The following is a 15037-nucleotide window of genomic DNA, read 5'->3' as shown; positions in this document are numbered from 1 at the left end:
CTTATTCACCTAGAGGATGGCGTTTTCGGTAAACCTCATACATGAGAAGACTAGCTGCTACAGATGCATTTAACGATGTAACATGCCCAACCATTGGAAGCTGTACAAGGAAGTCGCATTTTTCACGAATCAAACGACTCATGCCTTTTCCTTCGCTTCCAATCACTAACGTAAGCGGCATACCTCCATCTAAGTTGCGGTAATCATCGCTTTCTTTCGCATCTGTTCCAACAATCCATACGCCTCGATCTTTTAATTCATCAATCGTCCTTGATAGGTTTGTTACCCTTGCTACGGGAACATGTTCAATCGCTCCTGTAGAGGCCTTAGCTACAGTGGCCGTTAATCCAACTGAACGGCGCTTTGGAATAATAATACCGTGTGCGCCAATGGCATCAGCTGTTCGCATAATAGAGCCTAAATTATGGGGATCTTCAAGCTCATCTAGCAGAAGAAAAAACGGACTTTCATTACGTTTTTCCGCTAAGTTAAATAAATCATCTAACTCTGCATACTGATAAGCAGCCACTTGTGCAGCTACTCCTTGATGAATACCGTCTACCATTTGCTCAATTTTCTTTTTCGGTACAAACTGCACCAATACACCATTACGTTTTGCTAACTGCGTGATTTGCCCCATAGAACCGCCTTGCGATCCTTCGGCAATCCATAGTTTGTTAATGTCGCGCCCAGACTTTAGGGCTTCTAGGACCGGATTACGTCCAATGATAAATTCATGTTCCATGATTCATTCCTCCCTCTCCTTCATCGACGAAAGAGATAGCTTTAGTAATAAGTTCCATCATTCGTTCTTCTTCACCTAAAAGATACAAATAGCCTACGACCGCTTCAAATGCCGTACTGTAGCGATACGTTTGCACATCTGTGTTTTTAGGGACTGTACCGGACTTTGCATTGCGTCCTCGGCGCAGTACACCTTCTTCTTCCTCAGTAAAAAAGTTTTCATTTTTAAAATAATATACGATTTGCGCTTGTGCTTTTGCTGATACGTATTTTTTAGCTTTATTATGAAGCTGGTTAGGGCGCACTGTCCCTAACACCAGCAGGTGGCGGCGAACATGTAAATCAAACACCGCATCACCCATATAAGCAAGAGCTAAGCTATTTAGCTGTTTTACATCTAATTTACTGCTGCTCATAACACTATTATCCTCTTTTCCATCTTGTTCCTTGCGCCGTATCTTCTAAAATAATATTTTTAGCCTTTAATTCATCTCGAATTTGATCTGCTAATTGGAAATTACGATCTTTACGAGCCTGAATACGATCTTGGATCAATTGATCAATTTCTTCGTCTAGAAGTTCAGCTTCTCCAAACGTAATGCCTATTGCAGCACCTAATTCTTTAAACTCTTTAATAAAGGCTTCAATTACATCTGTAGACGTTGTTTGTTCTAACAAATACAAGTTAGCTTGCTTTGCTAGCTCGAACAGAACAGAAATAGCATTTGCCGTATTAAAATCATCATCCATCTCTTCAACAAACGTTTCGCGAAGCTCTTTTAGCTTTTCGAACCATTCTGAAGCATCTTCTTGAAGATTTGTTGCTGCCTCTAGACGGTGAGTTAAGTTGCCGTAAGCTGTTTGCAGACGCTCAAGCGCTTTGCGCGTATTCTCTAAAATTTCTTCGTTATAGTTAATTGGGTGACGATAGTGAACAGATAAAATAAAGAATCGAAGTAGGGAAGGATCATGCTTTTTAATAATGTCATGAACTAACACGAAGTTCCCTAGTGATTTAGACATCTTTTCATTATCAATATTGATATACCCGTTATGAAGCCAGTATTTCGCAAACGATTTCCCAGTGAGCGCTTCTGATTGGGCAATTTCATTTTCGTGATGAGGAAAAGCTAAATCCTGACCGCCTGCGTGGATATCAATTGTATCACCTAAATACTTGCGTGCCATCGCCGAGCACTCGATATGCCAGCCCGGTCTTCCTTGACCCCAAGGGCTATCCCATGCGATCTCTCCATCTTTGGTTGCTTTCCAAAGAGTAAAGTCTAATGGATCTTCTTTCTTTTCGCCAACTTCGATACGAGCACCGGATTGCAATTCATCAATAGACTGATGTGATAATTTTCCGTATCCTTCAAACTTACGTGTACGATAGTATACATCACCCTCTGACTCATACGCATAACCTTTTTTCACAAGTTCATCAATGAACTCAATAATGATATCCATATTTTCAGTTACGCGCGGATGCACATCGGCATGCTTGCATCCAAGAGCTGACGTATCTTCAAAGTAAGCATCGATAAAGCGGTTTGCGATCGTTGGAACATCTTCTCCTAACTCTTTTGCTGCCTTAATTAATTTATCATCTACATCTGTGAAGTTTGAGACATACTCTACATCGTAGCCTCTAAATTCTAAATAGCGGCGCACCGTATCAAATACAATCGCAGGACGCGCGTTTCCAATATGAATATAGTTATATACCGTCGGTCCGCACACGTACATTTTGACTTTGTTTTCTTCCAGCGGTACAAACGTCTCTTTTTGACGTGTTAACGTGTTATATAGCTTAATTGCCATGGTGAATCTTCCCTTCTTTTAATTCCTTTAATTGATTTTGCAGGTGTAAAATTTCTTTCTCTAGCTGTTTGAAACGCTCTGCATCTGGATCTGGCAAATCTTGATGATTCAAATCTTTTGGAATCCGGACGCCATTTTGAATGACGACTCGGCCAGGGATACCAACAACCGTTGAGTTTTCTGGGACGTCATTTAACACAACTGAACCTGCTCCAATTTTGGAGTGTGCATGAATCGTAATCGACCCTAGCACTTTAGCACCTGTTGCAATTAAGACATTGTCTTCGATCGTCGGGTGACGCTTTCCTTTTTCTTTCCCTGTTCCTCCGAGTGTTACTCCTTGATATACTGTTACATTATCTCCAATTTCGCACGTTTCCCCAATCACAATTCCCATTCCGTGGTCAATAAAAAAGCGGCGGCCAATTTTCGCACCCGGATGGATTTCAATCCCTGTGAAGAATCGGCTAATTTGTGAGATTACACGTGCCAGAAAAAACCACTTTCTTTTAAAAAGCCCGTGAGCGAATCTATGTGCCCAAATAGCATGCAACCCCGAATAGGTTAATATCACTTCAATATAACTTCTTGCTGCAGGATCTTGTTCAAATATGGCTTCAATGTCTTCCTTTAACAACTTTAGCATCATCTCACCCCAATTCCGCTATTGCTCTATCTACTCATTGATTGTATAAAAAAACGCCCCTATGTCAAATGACACAGAGACGTATATACGCGGTTCCACTCTGTTTGGATCAACAAACGATCCCAACTCTTCTCTCATAACGTGAAAGTACCCGCTTTTGCCTACTTACTTTAGCAGCATTCAACAAAAGACTCAAAGGCGCACTTCAACAAGTTTTGTCATAGGTTACTTTCAGCCGGTGATAACCCTCTCTGATATGCAATGAACTTGCCTACTCTTCCTTCTCAACGATATCCATATTTGATTATTTTATCATATGGGCAAAATAGAAATTTGTTAACTATAAATGCTTTCTAGACGAGCTAAAACTGTTTCTTTCCCTAAAAGAGAAATAGCTTTTGGAAGCTCAGGACCGTGTGTTTCGCCTGTTGTTGCTACACGAATTGGCATAAATAGTTTTTTACCTTTTTGACCTGTTGCTTTTTGTACAGCCTTTGTTGCTGCCTTAATTTCATCAGCGCTGAATTCTTCTAAGGAAGAAATCTCTTCAGCAAATGCTTTTAACACTTCCGGTACTTGCTCTTCAGCAAGCACTGCTTTTGCTTCTTCACTGTAATCAATTTCTTTCTTAAAGAACATTTCAGTAAGTTCAACAATCTCCGCGCCAAAGCTCATTTGTTCTTGGTATAGAGCGACTAAGTCACGTACCCATTGTTCTGTTTCTGCATCGCGCGTTTCTTCAACTTTTCCAGCTTTCACCAAGTGAGGAACTGATAAAGCTACTACCTCGTCTAAACCCAATTGTTTCATGTATTGGTTGTTCATCCAACGTAATTTGCTTGTATCAAATAGTGCTGGAGATTTTGATAAACGAGCTGGGTCAAAAATTTCAATGAACTGTTCTTTAGAGAAGATTTCTTCTTCTCCCACAGGTGACCAGCCAAGCATTGTAATAAAATTAAACAGTGCTTCCGGCAAGTAGCCTAATTCTTTATATTGCTCAATAAACTGAATGATTGACTCATCACGTTTACTTAGCTTACGGCGATTTTCATTTACGATTAATGTCATATGACCAAATACAGGAGGCGTCCACCCTAAAGCTTCATACACAAGAATTTGCTTCGGTGTATTAGAAATATGGTCATCTCCGCGTAGAACATGTGTCATCTTCATTAGATAATCATCAATGGCTACAGCGTAGTTATATGTTGGTGTACCGTCTTTTTTCACAATAACGAAGTCACCAATGCCTTCAGACTCAAATGATACTTCATCTTTGACAATATCATTCCACTTAATTTCTGTGTTGCTAGGAACACGGAAGCGAATGCTTGGCTCACGGCCTTCTGCTTCTAGTTCAGCACGCTGTTCAGCTGTTAAGTTACGGCACTTACCTGAATAGCGCGGCATTTGACTGTTCGCCTGCTGTTCTTCACGCTCTTTTTCAAGCTCTTCCGACGTACAGTAACAGTGATAAGCTAATCCTTTTTCAAGAAGTTCTTCCGTATATTTTTGATAGATTTCCGTACGTTCAGACTGGCGATAAGGACCGTACTCGCCGCCTACGTCGATACTCTCATCCCATTCAATACCTAACCATTTTAAATAGCGCAGCTGACTTTCTTCTCCGCCTTCGATATTACGCTTTTGATCTGTATCTTCAATACGGATAATAAATTTACCGTTTTGATTTCGTGCAAATAAATAATTAAATAGTGCTGTTCTTGCATTCCCTATATGAAGATGTCCAGTTGGACTCGGGGCATAACGAACTCTTACTTCGCTTGACATAACTAAGATGACCTCCAATTTAATATTACTTATAGTATGTATTTATATGTTTTAGACATGTTCTAATTTTATCACCAAATAGGTATCTGTCAAAGTCAACTGTTTTTATTTTTGATAAACTAAAACGGCTGCTTGGGCGGCAATTCCTTCTTCGCGTCCCGTAAAGCCTAACTTTTCTGTTGTTGTTGCCTTGACGTTAATTTGAGAAATGCTTGCTTCTAACAGCTCCGCAATACGCTCTCTCATTGGTTCAATGTAAGGAGCCATTTTAGGTTTTTGCGCGATAATGGTGCAATCTACATTGCTTAATTCATAACCTTCATCTTTTAGCAGTTTCCATACGTGTTGAAGAAGCTTTGCTGAATCAGCATCTTTAAATTCAGGGTCTGTATCTGGAAAATGCTTTCCGATATCTCCTTTAGCCGCCGCTCCTAATAAGGCATCTGCGATTGTATGTAACAGCACATCTGCATCTGAGTGGCCTAATAATCCTTTTTCATACGGAATTTCTAAACCGCCGATGATTAAAGGTCTTCCTTCTGCAAATTCATGTACGTCGAAACCTTGTCCTACTCGAATGTTCATTTTTCCACTCCTTCAGTCCTGTTTAGCTTTGTTAATATAGCTTCTGCATATAACAAATCTTCTGGTGTTGTTAGTTTTATATTATCGTAATTTCCCTCTACAATCGATACTTTTTGCCCCGCTTTTTCTACTAAGCTTGCATCATCGGTGCCTAAGTATTCATTTATTTTTGCTTTTTCGTGTGCATCCATTACTACATCAAAAAGAAAAGCCTGCGGCGTTTGAATAGCCCACAAGCTAGAGCGCTCAACTGTTTCAATGACAGTACCCTGTTTCACACGCTTAATTGTGTCTTTTACTGGAACAGCGAGCACAGCAGCCTTATCACTAGCAGCTTTTTCTACTAACTCATGGATTGTGTTTTGTTGAACAAATGGACGAGCGCCATCATGAATTAATACCATCTGAGCCTGCTTTAAACTTTTAAGACCGTTATAAACGCTATGTTGACGTTCATCGCCTCCAACTGTCAAAGATTGAACCTTTTGAATTGGATATTTGATTAATAACTCTTCAAAAATCTGCACTTCTTTTTCGTTTACGACTAGTACAATTCCACTGCACCAAGGATCTTGTTCGAATTTTTGCAGCGTATGAATGATAAGCGGAACGTTTTGAATAGTTAAAAATTGTTTGTTCCGCCCCGCTTTCATTCGCTTCCCCTGACCTGCAGCTAACACGATAATTTCATACTTCATAGGTATACTCCCTTTACCTGTTACGTCACAGTGCTTTTTCTAATAACTTGGGTTTCGCAAAAATCATACGGCCTGCTGAGGTTTGGAGTACGCTCGTCACCAGTACATCAATTTGCTTTCCAATATAATTTCTTCCTTCTTCTACCACAATCATTGTACCGTCATCAAGATAGGCAATACCTTGATTATGCTCTTTACCGTCTTTTATAACCAATACGTTCATTTCTTCTCCTGGAAGTACAATTGGCTTGACGGCATTTGCTAAGTCATTGATATTTAAAACGCCAACATTTTGAAGTTCACATACTTTATTTAAATTAAAATCGTTTGTCACGACCAAACCCGAAGTCAGCTTTGCCAATTTAACCAGCTTGCTGTCTACTTCTTGAATGTCTTCGAAATCGCCTTCATAAATTTCTACCTTCATTGCCAGTTCTTTTTGAATACGGTTTAGAATATCTAGACCTCGTCTACCTCTGTTTCGTTTTAGAACATCCGAAGAATCAGCAATATGCTGAAGTTCCTCAAGCACAAAGCGCGGAATAACAATCGTTCCGTCTAAAAATCCTGTTTGACAAATATCTGCGATACGGCCGTCAATAATAACGCTTGTATCTAAAATCTTAAGAGACTTTAATGATTCTTCGTTATCTGTTTCTTCTTCTTGGCCTTTTTTCTTCCCAATTCGAGCCGGCATCGAAAACACGCTTACAAGCTCATCACGTTTTTTAAACCCGACTTGAAACCCTAAGTAACCTAAAAGAATACTTAGAAAGATTGGTAAAATGGTACTTACTACTTGAAGTTGAATTCTGCCTAAAAAAGCTCCGACCAAGTAGGCCACAATAAGCCCTAAAATCAATCCTAAGCTCCCAAAAAGCACATCCGTTACAGGCGCCTTCAGTAACGCCTCTTCCACTCGGCGAATTAATTCAACTATATAATCAACAATCCAAAACGTGACAAGGAAAAACAAAATGGCTCCCAGTATTGCATCGACGTAAGGCTTTTCTAGAAATGCTACATCTTGCAGATTTAATAATTGAATAAGTTCAGGTATAAAAAAGACGCCCAATGTACCACCTGTAATAATAAAAAATAACTGTACAAAACGTTTTAACACGCCTTCACCTCCCTTTATCATTATAAACAGTTTACAATGATTGAAACCTGTTATTTAACCAAAAAACAGAATTTGTAAACAAACTGTCACTTTTTTTGTATTTTCACAATATCTTAATGAATCAAACATTTAATGTCAATTAATATCCTATAGCTGACGGTTTGTAAGATGCTGCTCTTTTAGTCTTTTCAGTCCTTCTCTGATTTTCCTTGCTCGAATTTCACCGATGCCTTCTACCTCATCCAATTCTTCTACCGACGCATCTGCTATCGTTTTTAAATCCCCTAATTCATCAATGAGATTTTCAATAATAATCGATGGAAGTCTTGGAATTTTATGAAGCATTCGATACCCTCTAGGAATAACGCTGTCTTCAAAGCTTGTATACATGGGATATCCCATTAAGCGAAGGAGCGTTTGGTCATCGAGAAGAACATTATTTGACGGCTGCTGCATGCGTTCAATTACTCGGTAAGGGTCAAAGCTGAGGTCATACATATAATCTTTGATTAATAAAGTTGCTTCTTCCTCTAAGTGGGAAAGTAATTCATTCATTTGGAGACGGATTAGTCTTCCTTCTGTTCCTAACTCGCTAATATAGCTCAAAATTTCATTTTTAATACGCAGAACCATTTCTGTACGATGAAGCGACTGCAGCACATCTGTATGAGTTACTTGCTCTTCAAACTCTAATGCACTGAGACTTGTAATCGATTCGTCTAATACCGCCTTGTACTTTTCAAGTGTCCCAAGCGCTTGATTCGCTTTTGCTAAAATAACACTAATGTCTTTCAATACATACTGCAGAGACCCTTTGTAAAGCGTAATCACATTTCGTCTTTGTGAAATAGCTATCACCAATACACCTGACTGCTTAGCTACGCGTTCTGCTGTACGGTGACGCATTCCTGTCTGTGAAGAAGGAGTAGAGGGATCTGGCATGAGCTGAGCATTAGCAAATAATATCTTGCTTCCGCTGTCGTTTAAAATAAGCGCTCCATCCATTTTGGCTAACTCGTATAAGTGCGCAGGTGTAAATGCACAATTAATCGAAAATCCCCCATCCACCATCTTTTTGACTTGTTCATTGTAGCCCATAACAATTAAGCCGCCCGTCTTTGCCCGCAAGACGTTATCGATACCGTCACGAATAGGGGTTCCTGGTGCTACAAACTGCAGAATTTCTGATATTTGTTTTTGACTAACTGTTGTTTTTTCTCCTTCCACTGCTTATCCTCCTAATGTATATTGCAGAGCCTCCGCTACTGTTGATACCCCAATCACATCAATACCATCTGGGACTTTCCATCCCCCTAAATTCTTCTCGGGGATAATAATTCGTTGGAACCCTAATTTTACCGCTTCTTGAACGCGTTGTTCAATTCTAGACACTCGGCGTACTTCACCTGTTAATCCTACCTCTCCTACAATAACATCTGTAGCGCTAGAAGCAGCATCTCTGAAGCTTGAAGCAATGCTAACGGCTACAGCTAAATCGATTGCTGGTTCATCTAATTTCACTCCACCTGCTACTTTTAAATACGCATCTTGATTCTGCAGCAGCATTCCTACACGCTTTTCTAAGACAGCCATGATAAGCGAAACGCGATTATGATCTACTCCCGTAGCCATTCTTCTAGGGTTTCCAAAGCTCGTTGGACTGATTAGCGCCTGCAGCTCTACTAATACGGGTCTTGTCCCTTCCATTGAAGCGACAACAACTGATCCTGCTGCTCCCTGAGACCGTTCTTCTAGAAAGATTTCAGATGGATTCAATACTTCTTCTAGCCCACTTTCTTTCATTTCAAAAATGCCCATTTCATTTGTAGATCCAAATCGGTTCTTAACCGCTCTTAATATACGATACGTATGATGGCGCTCTCCTTCAAAATAAAGAACCGTATCCACCATATGTTCAAGAAGTCTTGGTCCTGCAATGGCCCCTTCTTTCGTTACATGACCCACAATAAAGATGGCAATTCCATTCGTTTTAGCAACACGCATTAGTTCAGCCGTACACTCTCGCACCTGTGAGACGCTTCCTGGCGCTGATGTCACATCAGCATGGTAAATGGTTTGAATTGAATCAATCACCACAAAATCAGGCTGCATGCTTGAGATGGCCTCTAGTATTAATTCTAAGTTTGTTTCTGCATGAACATAAAGCTCTTCAGCTTTTACACCTAGCCTGTCCGCTCTTAACTTCGTTTGTTTGGTTGATTCCTCTCCCGAAATATATAGTACTTTATTTTGTTTCATTGCTAACTGCGCGGAGGTTTGCAAAAGTAAAGTAGACTTTCCGATACCCGGATCTCCCCCTATTAAAACGAGTGAGCCTCTGACAATACCTCCACCTAATACACGATTTAACTCTGCAGAAGGTGTAAAAATTCGTGGTTCTGTTGTAGATTCAATCGCTGTAATTGACTGAGGTTTTTGAACTTTAGAAGCAGTAGCTCCGGAAAAAGCTCCTCGGCGTGATGATTTCGTTTCTTCCATTTCTTCTACCATAGAATTCCAGCTTCCGCATCCGGGACATTTCCCCATCCATTTTGCTGATTCATATCCGCAATGCTGACATGCAAATTTTGTTTTTCGTTTCGCCATTATGTTATCAATCTCTCCGTTCATTCAATCGATTTCTATCTCTATTGTACACTATTTCCTAAGCTAAAATAAAAAGGGAGGCATACGTGTTTTTTCGTATGCCTCGTCTTGGTTTGAGTAAATTTAGCTGATGCTGCTTGGAGCGGAGGATTTAACAACAAATTCTCCTTTGTCTACATCTAGCGTCACTTTCTGACCTTTTTGAACAACTCCTTTTAGCAGCTCTTCAGATAAACGGTCTTCAATATGTTTTTGAATTGCTCTACGAAGTGGACGAGCACCGTATTCTGGATCAAAACCTTCCTCTGCAATCTTATCAATTGCCTCTTTTGTTAATTCAAGATCAATTTCTTGTTCTTTTAAGCGTTTTGTTAACTGATCCGCCATTAATTTAACGATTTCAGCTAAGTGAGGTTTCTCTAATGAATGGAAGACGATAATTTCATCGATACGGTTTAGGAACTCCGGACGGAACGCGCGCTTCATTTCCGCCATTACTTTTCCTTTCATATCTTTGTAGTCTTGCCCTTCTGCTTCTACTGTGAACCCTAAGTGCTTGCTTCGTTTTAATGTATCAGCACCTACGTTTGATGTCATAATTAAAATCGTATTACGGAAATCAACTGTACGGCCTTTTGAATCTGTTAAGCGTCCATCTTCTAACACTTGTAATAAAATGTTAAATACATCCGGATGCGCTTTTTCAATTTCGTCTAAAAGAACAACTGAGTAAGGTTTTCTTCTTACTTTTTCCGTTAACTGGCCGCCTTCTTCGTATCCAACATATCCTGGAGGTGAACCTACTAATCGGGAAGTAGAATGTTTCTCCATGTACTCAGACATATCGATACGAATCATTGCATCTTCATCACCGAAGATTGACTCCGCTAATGCACGTGCAAGCTCTGTTTTACCAACCCCTGTTGGTCCTAAGAAAATGAATGAACCAATTGGACGTTTTGGATCTTTCAAGCCTGCTCTAGCACGGCGCACAGCTTTTGCAACTGCTTTTACCGCTTCTTCTTGCCCAATTACACGAGAGTGAAGAATCTCTTCCATGTTCAGCAGTCTTTCTGTCTCTTCCTGTGCCAGTTTAGAGACCGGTACACCCGTCCAGCTAGATACAACCATCGCAATATCTTCTACGGTTACAGCTGAGTTTTCTTTACCTTGCTGCTCTTTCCAAATTTTCTTTGTGTCTTCTAATTCTTCGCGTAGGCGTTGCTCTGTATCGCGTAAAGATGCTGCTTTTTCGAATTCTTGACTTTGAACAGACGCATCTTTTTCATTGCGTACTGATTCTAATTTTTGCTCTAATTCCTTTAAATTTGGCGGCGTTGTAAATGAACGTAAACGCACTTTTGAACCAGCTTCATCAATTAAATCGATTGCTTTATCCGGTAAGAAACGATCTGAAATGTAGCGATCTGATAGTTTCACCGCTTGCTCGATTGCCTCATCAGAAATAGATACTCGGTGATGCGCTTCATAACGGTCACGAAGCCCTTTTAAGATTTGAATAGACTCTTCCAACGTTGGTTCATCCACTTGAATTGGCTGGAAGCGACGCTCTAACGCTGCATCTTTTTCAATGTATTTTCTGTATTCATCTAAAGTCGTAGCACCGATACACTGAAGTTCTCCACGAGCAAGAGACGGTTTTAAAATATTAGAAGCATCGATAGCACCTTCTGCGCCACCAGCGCCAATTAATGTGTGTAACTCATCGATAAAGAGAATGATATTACCTGCTTGACGAATTTCATCCATTACTTTCTTCAGGCGATCTTCAAACTCTCCGCGGTATTTTGTACCAGCAACGACCGTTCCCATATCCAAAGTCATAACGCGTTTATCGCGTAAAATTTCTGGAACTTCATTGTTGACGATTTGCTGAGCCAAACCTTCAGCGATTGCCGTTTTACCGACACCTGGCTCCCCAATTAATACAGGATTGTTTTTTGTACGTCGGCTTAACACTTCAATAACACGCTGAATTTCTTTCCCACGTCCGATAACAGGGTCTAAGCTTCCTTCGCGCGCTACAACTGTTAAATCGCGTGCTAAGCTGTCTAGCGTAGGTGTATTAGCGTTTGAAGAGCCTCCGCCTTGATGACTTGAAGCAGCTTCATTGCTACCTAATAAATGAAGCACTTGCTGACGAGCTTTATTTAGGCTGACACCTAAATTATTTAAAACGCGTGCTGCAACGCCTTCACCTTCACGAATTAAGCCTAGTAAGATATGTTCTGTTCCTACATAAGAATGACCAAGTTTTCGGGCTTCATCCATTGAAAGTTCAATGACTTTTTTCGCTCGAGGTGTATAATGAATGGTCTGCGTTAATTCTTGGCCTCTGCCAATTAATGCTTCCACTTCTTTTTGAATTTTTTCAGTGCTTAGGCCTAGAGCAGAAAGAGCTTTTGCTGCAATTCCTTCACCTTCGCGAACGATACCTAATAAAATATGCTCCGTTCCAATGTTGTTGTGACCTAGGCGTAGTGCTTCTTCCTGTGCTAAAGCTAATACTTTTTGTGCGCGCTCTGTAAATCTACCAAACATCATATAATCGTCACCCTCCACGTTTAATTTGTGTTTTTATTTATAGTGAGACGTTCTCGAATTAAGGTGGCTCTTTTAATGTCACGTTCTTGAGGCTTTAGGGGACCTCCCGAATACTTTTGTAAAAAGCCTGGCTGCGTCATAATGATAAGTTCATTCAATATATTTTGACTCAGTCCTTTTATATACCCTAAATCGATTCCTAATCGAACATCTGATAAACATTGTGAAGCTTCTTTTGACTCAATAATACGGCTATTGGCCAATACTCCATATGAACGATACACTCGATCTTCTAACTCTACATGAGATGTTTTAAACAGCGCGTCTCGTGCAGAGTGCTCTTGTGTAATCAACTGCTGTACGACACTATTTAAATCTGCCACAATATCTTCTTCAGATTTCCCTAAGGTTATCTGATTAGAAATTTGAAAGATATTCCCTAAAGCTTCGCTACCTTCTCCATAAATTCCTCTCACCACTAAGCCAAGCTGGTTAATAGCGGGAATAATACGATGAATTTGACGGGTCATCACTAAAGCCGGCAGATGCATCATCACGGATGCACGTAGCCCAGTACCCACATTTGTGGGACAGCTGGTTAAATACCCTCTATTTTCATCAAACGCATAATCTACGTATTTCTCAATCCAATTATCTACTTTATTCGCTGTGCTTAAAGCTTCAGATAATTGAAGGCCTGGAAATAAACATTGTATGCGTAAATGATCTTCTTCATTAACCATAATACTCAAATCTTCTTTTTCTGATAAAAAACAAGCTCCGTTGTTATCTCCTTCAGCCAAGTTAGGACTGATAAGATGCTTTTCAACCAACACTTGCTTTTGAAGAGGCTGTAATTCGTTCATCTTTAGTAAATGCAAATTCCACTGATTGGTGTTCTCACTTTTTTGAAAAACTTGCTCGAATACTCGAACCACTTCAACTGCTTGTTCTTTAGAAAAGAGAGTTGGAAAAAGATAATGAGTTAAATTTCGAGCCAGCCTGATTCGACTACTTAGAACAATATCTGAATTCGAAGCTTCTTGACGCATCCAAGAGCTAACAGGCTGGGAAAAGAACAAATCCTGGGACATGAATTACGCTTCCTCCTCTCTCGATTCGTTCATCTTCTTTTCTAGTAATCGAATGTGATCTCGGAGTTCGGCTGCTTTCTCAAACTCCTCTTTTTCGATATACTCTTTTAAGTTCAATCTTAATGCCTGTAATTCCTTTTTTAAATGAAGATTACTTGCAATTCTTGCTGGTATTTTTCCGTGATGTAGATAATTACCTCCATGCAACCTCTTCAAGAAAGGAATAAGAGGTCGCTCAAATGTTTTGTAGCAATCTGCACATCCAAACCTGCCGATTTTAGCAAATTTTTGATATGTCATGCCACAAGTAGGACAAGAAAGAACCTCCTGACTTTGTTGCTTATAATTTTCAGTTACTGCTGGATCTAGGTTAAGTAGGCCAGCTAGTAAGTTATTGATTGAAAAACCTTGCTGATTTGAAAAAGAAAATGCATCTCCATTTTCTGAAGCGCATTGTTCACATACATGCATCTCCGTCTTTTCACCATTAATGATTTTTGTGAAGTGAAGAGTTGCAGGTCTCGTTTCACATTGCTGACAAATCATCCTGTCATCACTCCCTGTTCTAAATAAAATAGATCATGAGCTTATCGGTAGCGTAATGAATTAAGCATTGCTTTTAAAAGATTGGCCCTTAGCTCATCACGATAAGGAAGTTCAATATTAATAACTGAACGATTGATAACACTCAACATGATTTTTGCTTCTCGTTCTGTGATGACTTTTTCTTCAACTAACCTAATAATGACGTTTTCAGCACTTACTTGTGAAATTTCATTTTGAATCATCTCAATTACTTGCTGAAACAAATCCGCTGCATCATGCATTTTTACTTTTGCAATACGAATAAAGCCGCCGCCGCCTCGCTTACTTTCTACAAGATAACCTCTTTCAACTGTAAAACGGGTATTGATAACGTAATTAATTTGCGACGGAACGCATTGAAATTTATCAGCAATCTCACTGCGCCTTATTTCAACAATTTCTCTTTCACTTAATTCAAGTACTTGTTTTAAATACTGTTCGATAATGTCAGAGATATTTGGCACGCTGCCCCCTCCTTCTGACTTTGACTATATTTGACCTTAATTTAAATATAAAAGGAAACGAAAAAATTTTCAACTATGTACTATTAAAGTTTATTCTTTACTTTTATCGTTGCCACTAAAATTTATTTCAAAACCTGCAAATCGTGAATTTTATTGTTCTTACTATACTTTTTCATAAAACAAATAAATTGTAAACAAAAAAGGACTAGCTAAAATAGCTAGTCCTTTTTCAGGTGCCTGGCAACGTCCTACTCTCACAGGGACAAAGTCCCAACTACCATTGGCGCTAAAGAGCTTAACTTCCGTGTTCG

Annotated in this window: 14 protein-coding genes, 1 rRNA gene and 1 other annotated feature; all 15 genes read right to left on the bottom strand. The window is 39.7% G+C overall.

Annotated features, from left to right (window positions below; translation table 11 throughout):
- Position 1: 1 nt before the first annotated feature.
- Entirely contained in the window at positions 2-745 is a 744-nt protein-coding gene (gene rlmB, locus ACFX4E_RS25480) for a 23S rRNA (guanosine(2251)-2'-O)-methyltransferase RlmB (RefSeq protein ID WP_028410364.1), read from the bottom strand.
- On the bottom strand, positions 735-1160 hold the full coding sequence (locus ACFX4E_RS25475; RefSeq protein WP_013054907.1) for a Mini-ribonuclease 3: 426 nt from the start codon (positions 1158-1160) through the stop codon (positions 735-737). Before ACFX4E_RS25475 ends, rlmB begins: the two co-directional genes overlap by 11 nt.
- Positions 1161-1167: 7 nt before the next feature.
- Positions 1168-2565, bottom strand: a complete 1398-nt coding sequence (gene cysS, locus ACFX4E_RS25470) for a cysteine--tRNA ligase (RefSeq protein ID WP_028410362.1) — start codon at positions 2563-2565, stop codon at positions 1168-1170.
- Positions 2555-3211: a serine O-acetyltransferase gene (gene cysE / locus ACFX4E_RS25465; RefSeq protein WP_025753192.1), complete on the bottom strand. Its 657-nt coding sequence runs from the start codon at positions 3209-3211 to the stop codon at positions 2555-2557. The genes cysS and cysE overlap by 11 nt, the downstream gene beginning before the upstream one ends.
- A gap of 72 nt (positions 3212-3283) precedes the next feature.
- Positions 3284-3508, bottom strand: a binding site (T-box leader).
- A gap of 39 nt (positions 3509-3547) precedes the next feature.
- Complete coding sequence (gene gltX, locus ACFX4E_RS25460; RefSeq protein WP_098334515.1) at positions 3548-5005, bottom strand: glutamate--tRNA ligase; 1458 nt, start codon at positions 5003-5005, stop codon at positions 3548-3550.
- Between the two features lie 105 nt (positions 5006-5110).
- A complete protein-coding gene (gene ispF / locus ACFX4E_RS25455; RefSeq protein WP_060747338.1) occupies positions 5111-5590 on the bottom strand; it encodes a 2-C-methyl-D-erythritol 2,4-cyclodiphosphate synthase in 480 nt (159 codons plus the stop codon).
- Positions 5587-6288 carry a 2-C-methyl-D-erythritol 4-phosphate cytidylyltransferase gene (gene ispD / locus ACFX4E_RS25450; protein ID WP_028410360.1) on the bottom strand — a complete coding sequence of 234 codons (702 nt, stop codon included), beginning with the start codon at positions 6286-6288 and terminating at the stop codon, positions 5587-5589. The genes ispF and ispD overlap by 4 nt, the downstream gene beginning before the upstream one ends.
- Before the next feature lie 25 nt (positions 6289-6313).
- The gene (locus ACFX4E_RS25445; protein WP_013054901.1) at positions 6314-7411 is read right to left on the bottom strand and encodes a PIN/TRAM domain-containing protein; all 1098 of its coding nucleotides are present in this window, start codon (positions 7409-7411) and stop codon (positions 6314-6316) included.
- A gap of 147 nt (positions 7412-7558) precedes the next feature.
- Positions 7559-8638, bottom strand: a complete 1080-nt coding sequence (disA, locus tag ACFX4E_RS25440) for a DNA integrity scanning diadenylate cyclase DisA (protein ID WP_013054900.1) — start codon at positions 8636-8638, stop codon at positions 7559-7561.
- Positions 8639-8641: 3 nt separating this feature from the next.
- Positions 8642-10018, bottom strand: a complete 1377-nt coding sequence (radA, locus tag ACFX4E_RS25435) for a DNA repair protein RadA (RefSeq protein WP_013054899.1) — start codon at positions 10016-10018, stop codon at positions 8642-8644.
- 123 nt (positions 10019-10141) lie between these two features.
- A complete protein-coding gene (gene clpC / locus ACFX4E_RS25430) occupies positions 10142-12583 on the bottom strand; it encodes an ATP-dependent protease ATP-binding subunit ClpC (protein ID WP_014462041.1) in 2442 nt (813 codons plus the stop codon).
- Between the two features lie 20 nt (positions 12584-12603).
- Positions 12604-13677, bottom strand: coding sequence for a protein-arginine kinase McsB (gene mcsB, locus ACFX4E_RS25425; RefSeq protein WP_013054897.1), 1074 nt, complete (start codon positions 13675-13677; stop codon positions 12604-12606).
- Positions 13678-13680: 3 nt separating this feature from the next.
- Positions 13681-14223 (bottom strand): protein-arginine kinase activator protein McsA, encoded by a 543-nt coding sequence (gene mcsA, locus ACFX4E_RS25420; protein ID WP_025753183.1) that lies wholly within the window; start codon positions 14221-14223, stop codon positions 13681-13683.
- A 41-nt stretch (positions 14224-14264) separates the two neighbouring features.
- On the bottom strand, positions 14265-14726 hold the full coding sequence (locus tag ACFX4E_RS25415) for a CtsR family transcriptional regulator (RefSeq protein ID WP_013054895.1): 462 nt from the start codon (positions 14724-14726) through the stop codon (positions 14265-14267).
- Between the two features lie 235 nt (positions 14727-14961).
- A 5S ribosomal RNA gene (rrf, locus tag ACFX4E_RS28265) occupies positions 14962-15037 on the bottom strand; the annotation flags it as partial.

It is taken from the genome of Priestia sp. YIM B13491 (genome assembly GCF_042787605.1).
GTDB classification, from domain to species: Bacteria; Bacillota; Bacilli; order Bacillales; family Bacillaceae_H; genus Priestia; species Priestia megaterium_E.
This window is presented reverse-complemented; position numbering and strand designations above follow the sequence as displayed.

Coding starts and splice junctions, on each gene's coding strand:
- clpC (WP_014462041.1), bottom strand. CDS start 12,583: ATGATGTTTGGTAGATTTACAGAGCGCGCACAAAAAGTATTAGCTTTA.
- ispD (WP_028410360.1), bottom strand. CDS start 6,288: ATGAAGTATGAAATTATCGTGTTAGCTGCAGGTCAGGGGAAGCGAATG.
- gltX (WP_098334515.1), bottom strand. CDS start 5,005: ATGTCAAGCGAAGTAAGAGTTCGTTATGCCCCGAGTCCAACTGGACAT.
- rlmB (WP_028410364.1), bottom strand. CDS start 745: ATGGAACATGAATTTATCATTGGACGTAATCCGGTCCTAGAAGCCCTA.
- mcsB (WP_013054897.1), bottom strand. CDS start 13,677: ATGTCCCAGGATTTGTTCTTTTCCCAGCCTGTTAGCTCTTGGATGCGT.
- radA (WP_013054899.1), bottom strand. CDS start 10,018: ATGGCGAAACGAAAAACAAAATTTGCATGTCAGCATTGCGGATATGAA.
- cysS (WP_028410362.1), bottom strand. CDS start 2,565: ATGGCAATTAAGCTATATAACACGTTAACACGTCAAAAAGAGACGTTT.
- mcsA (WP_025753183.1), bottom strand. CDS start 14,223: ATGATTTGTCAGCAATGTGAAACGAGACCTGCAACTCTTCACTTCACA.
- ispF (WP_060747338.1), bottom strand. CDS start 5,590: ATGAACATTCGAGTAGGACAAGGTTTCGACGTACATGAATTTGCAGAA.
- ACFX4E_RS25475 (WP_013054907.1), bottom strand. CDS start 1,160: ATGAGCAGCAGTAAATTAGATGTAAAACAGCTAAATAGCTTAGCTCTT.
- cysE (WP_025753192.1), bottom strand. CDS start 3,211: ATGCTAAAGTTGTTAAAGGAAGACATTGAAGCCATATTTGAACAAGAT.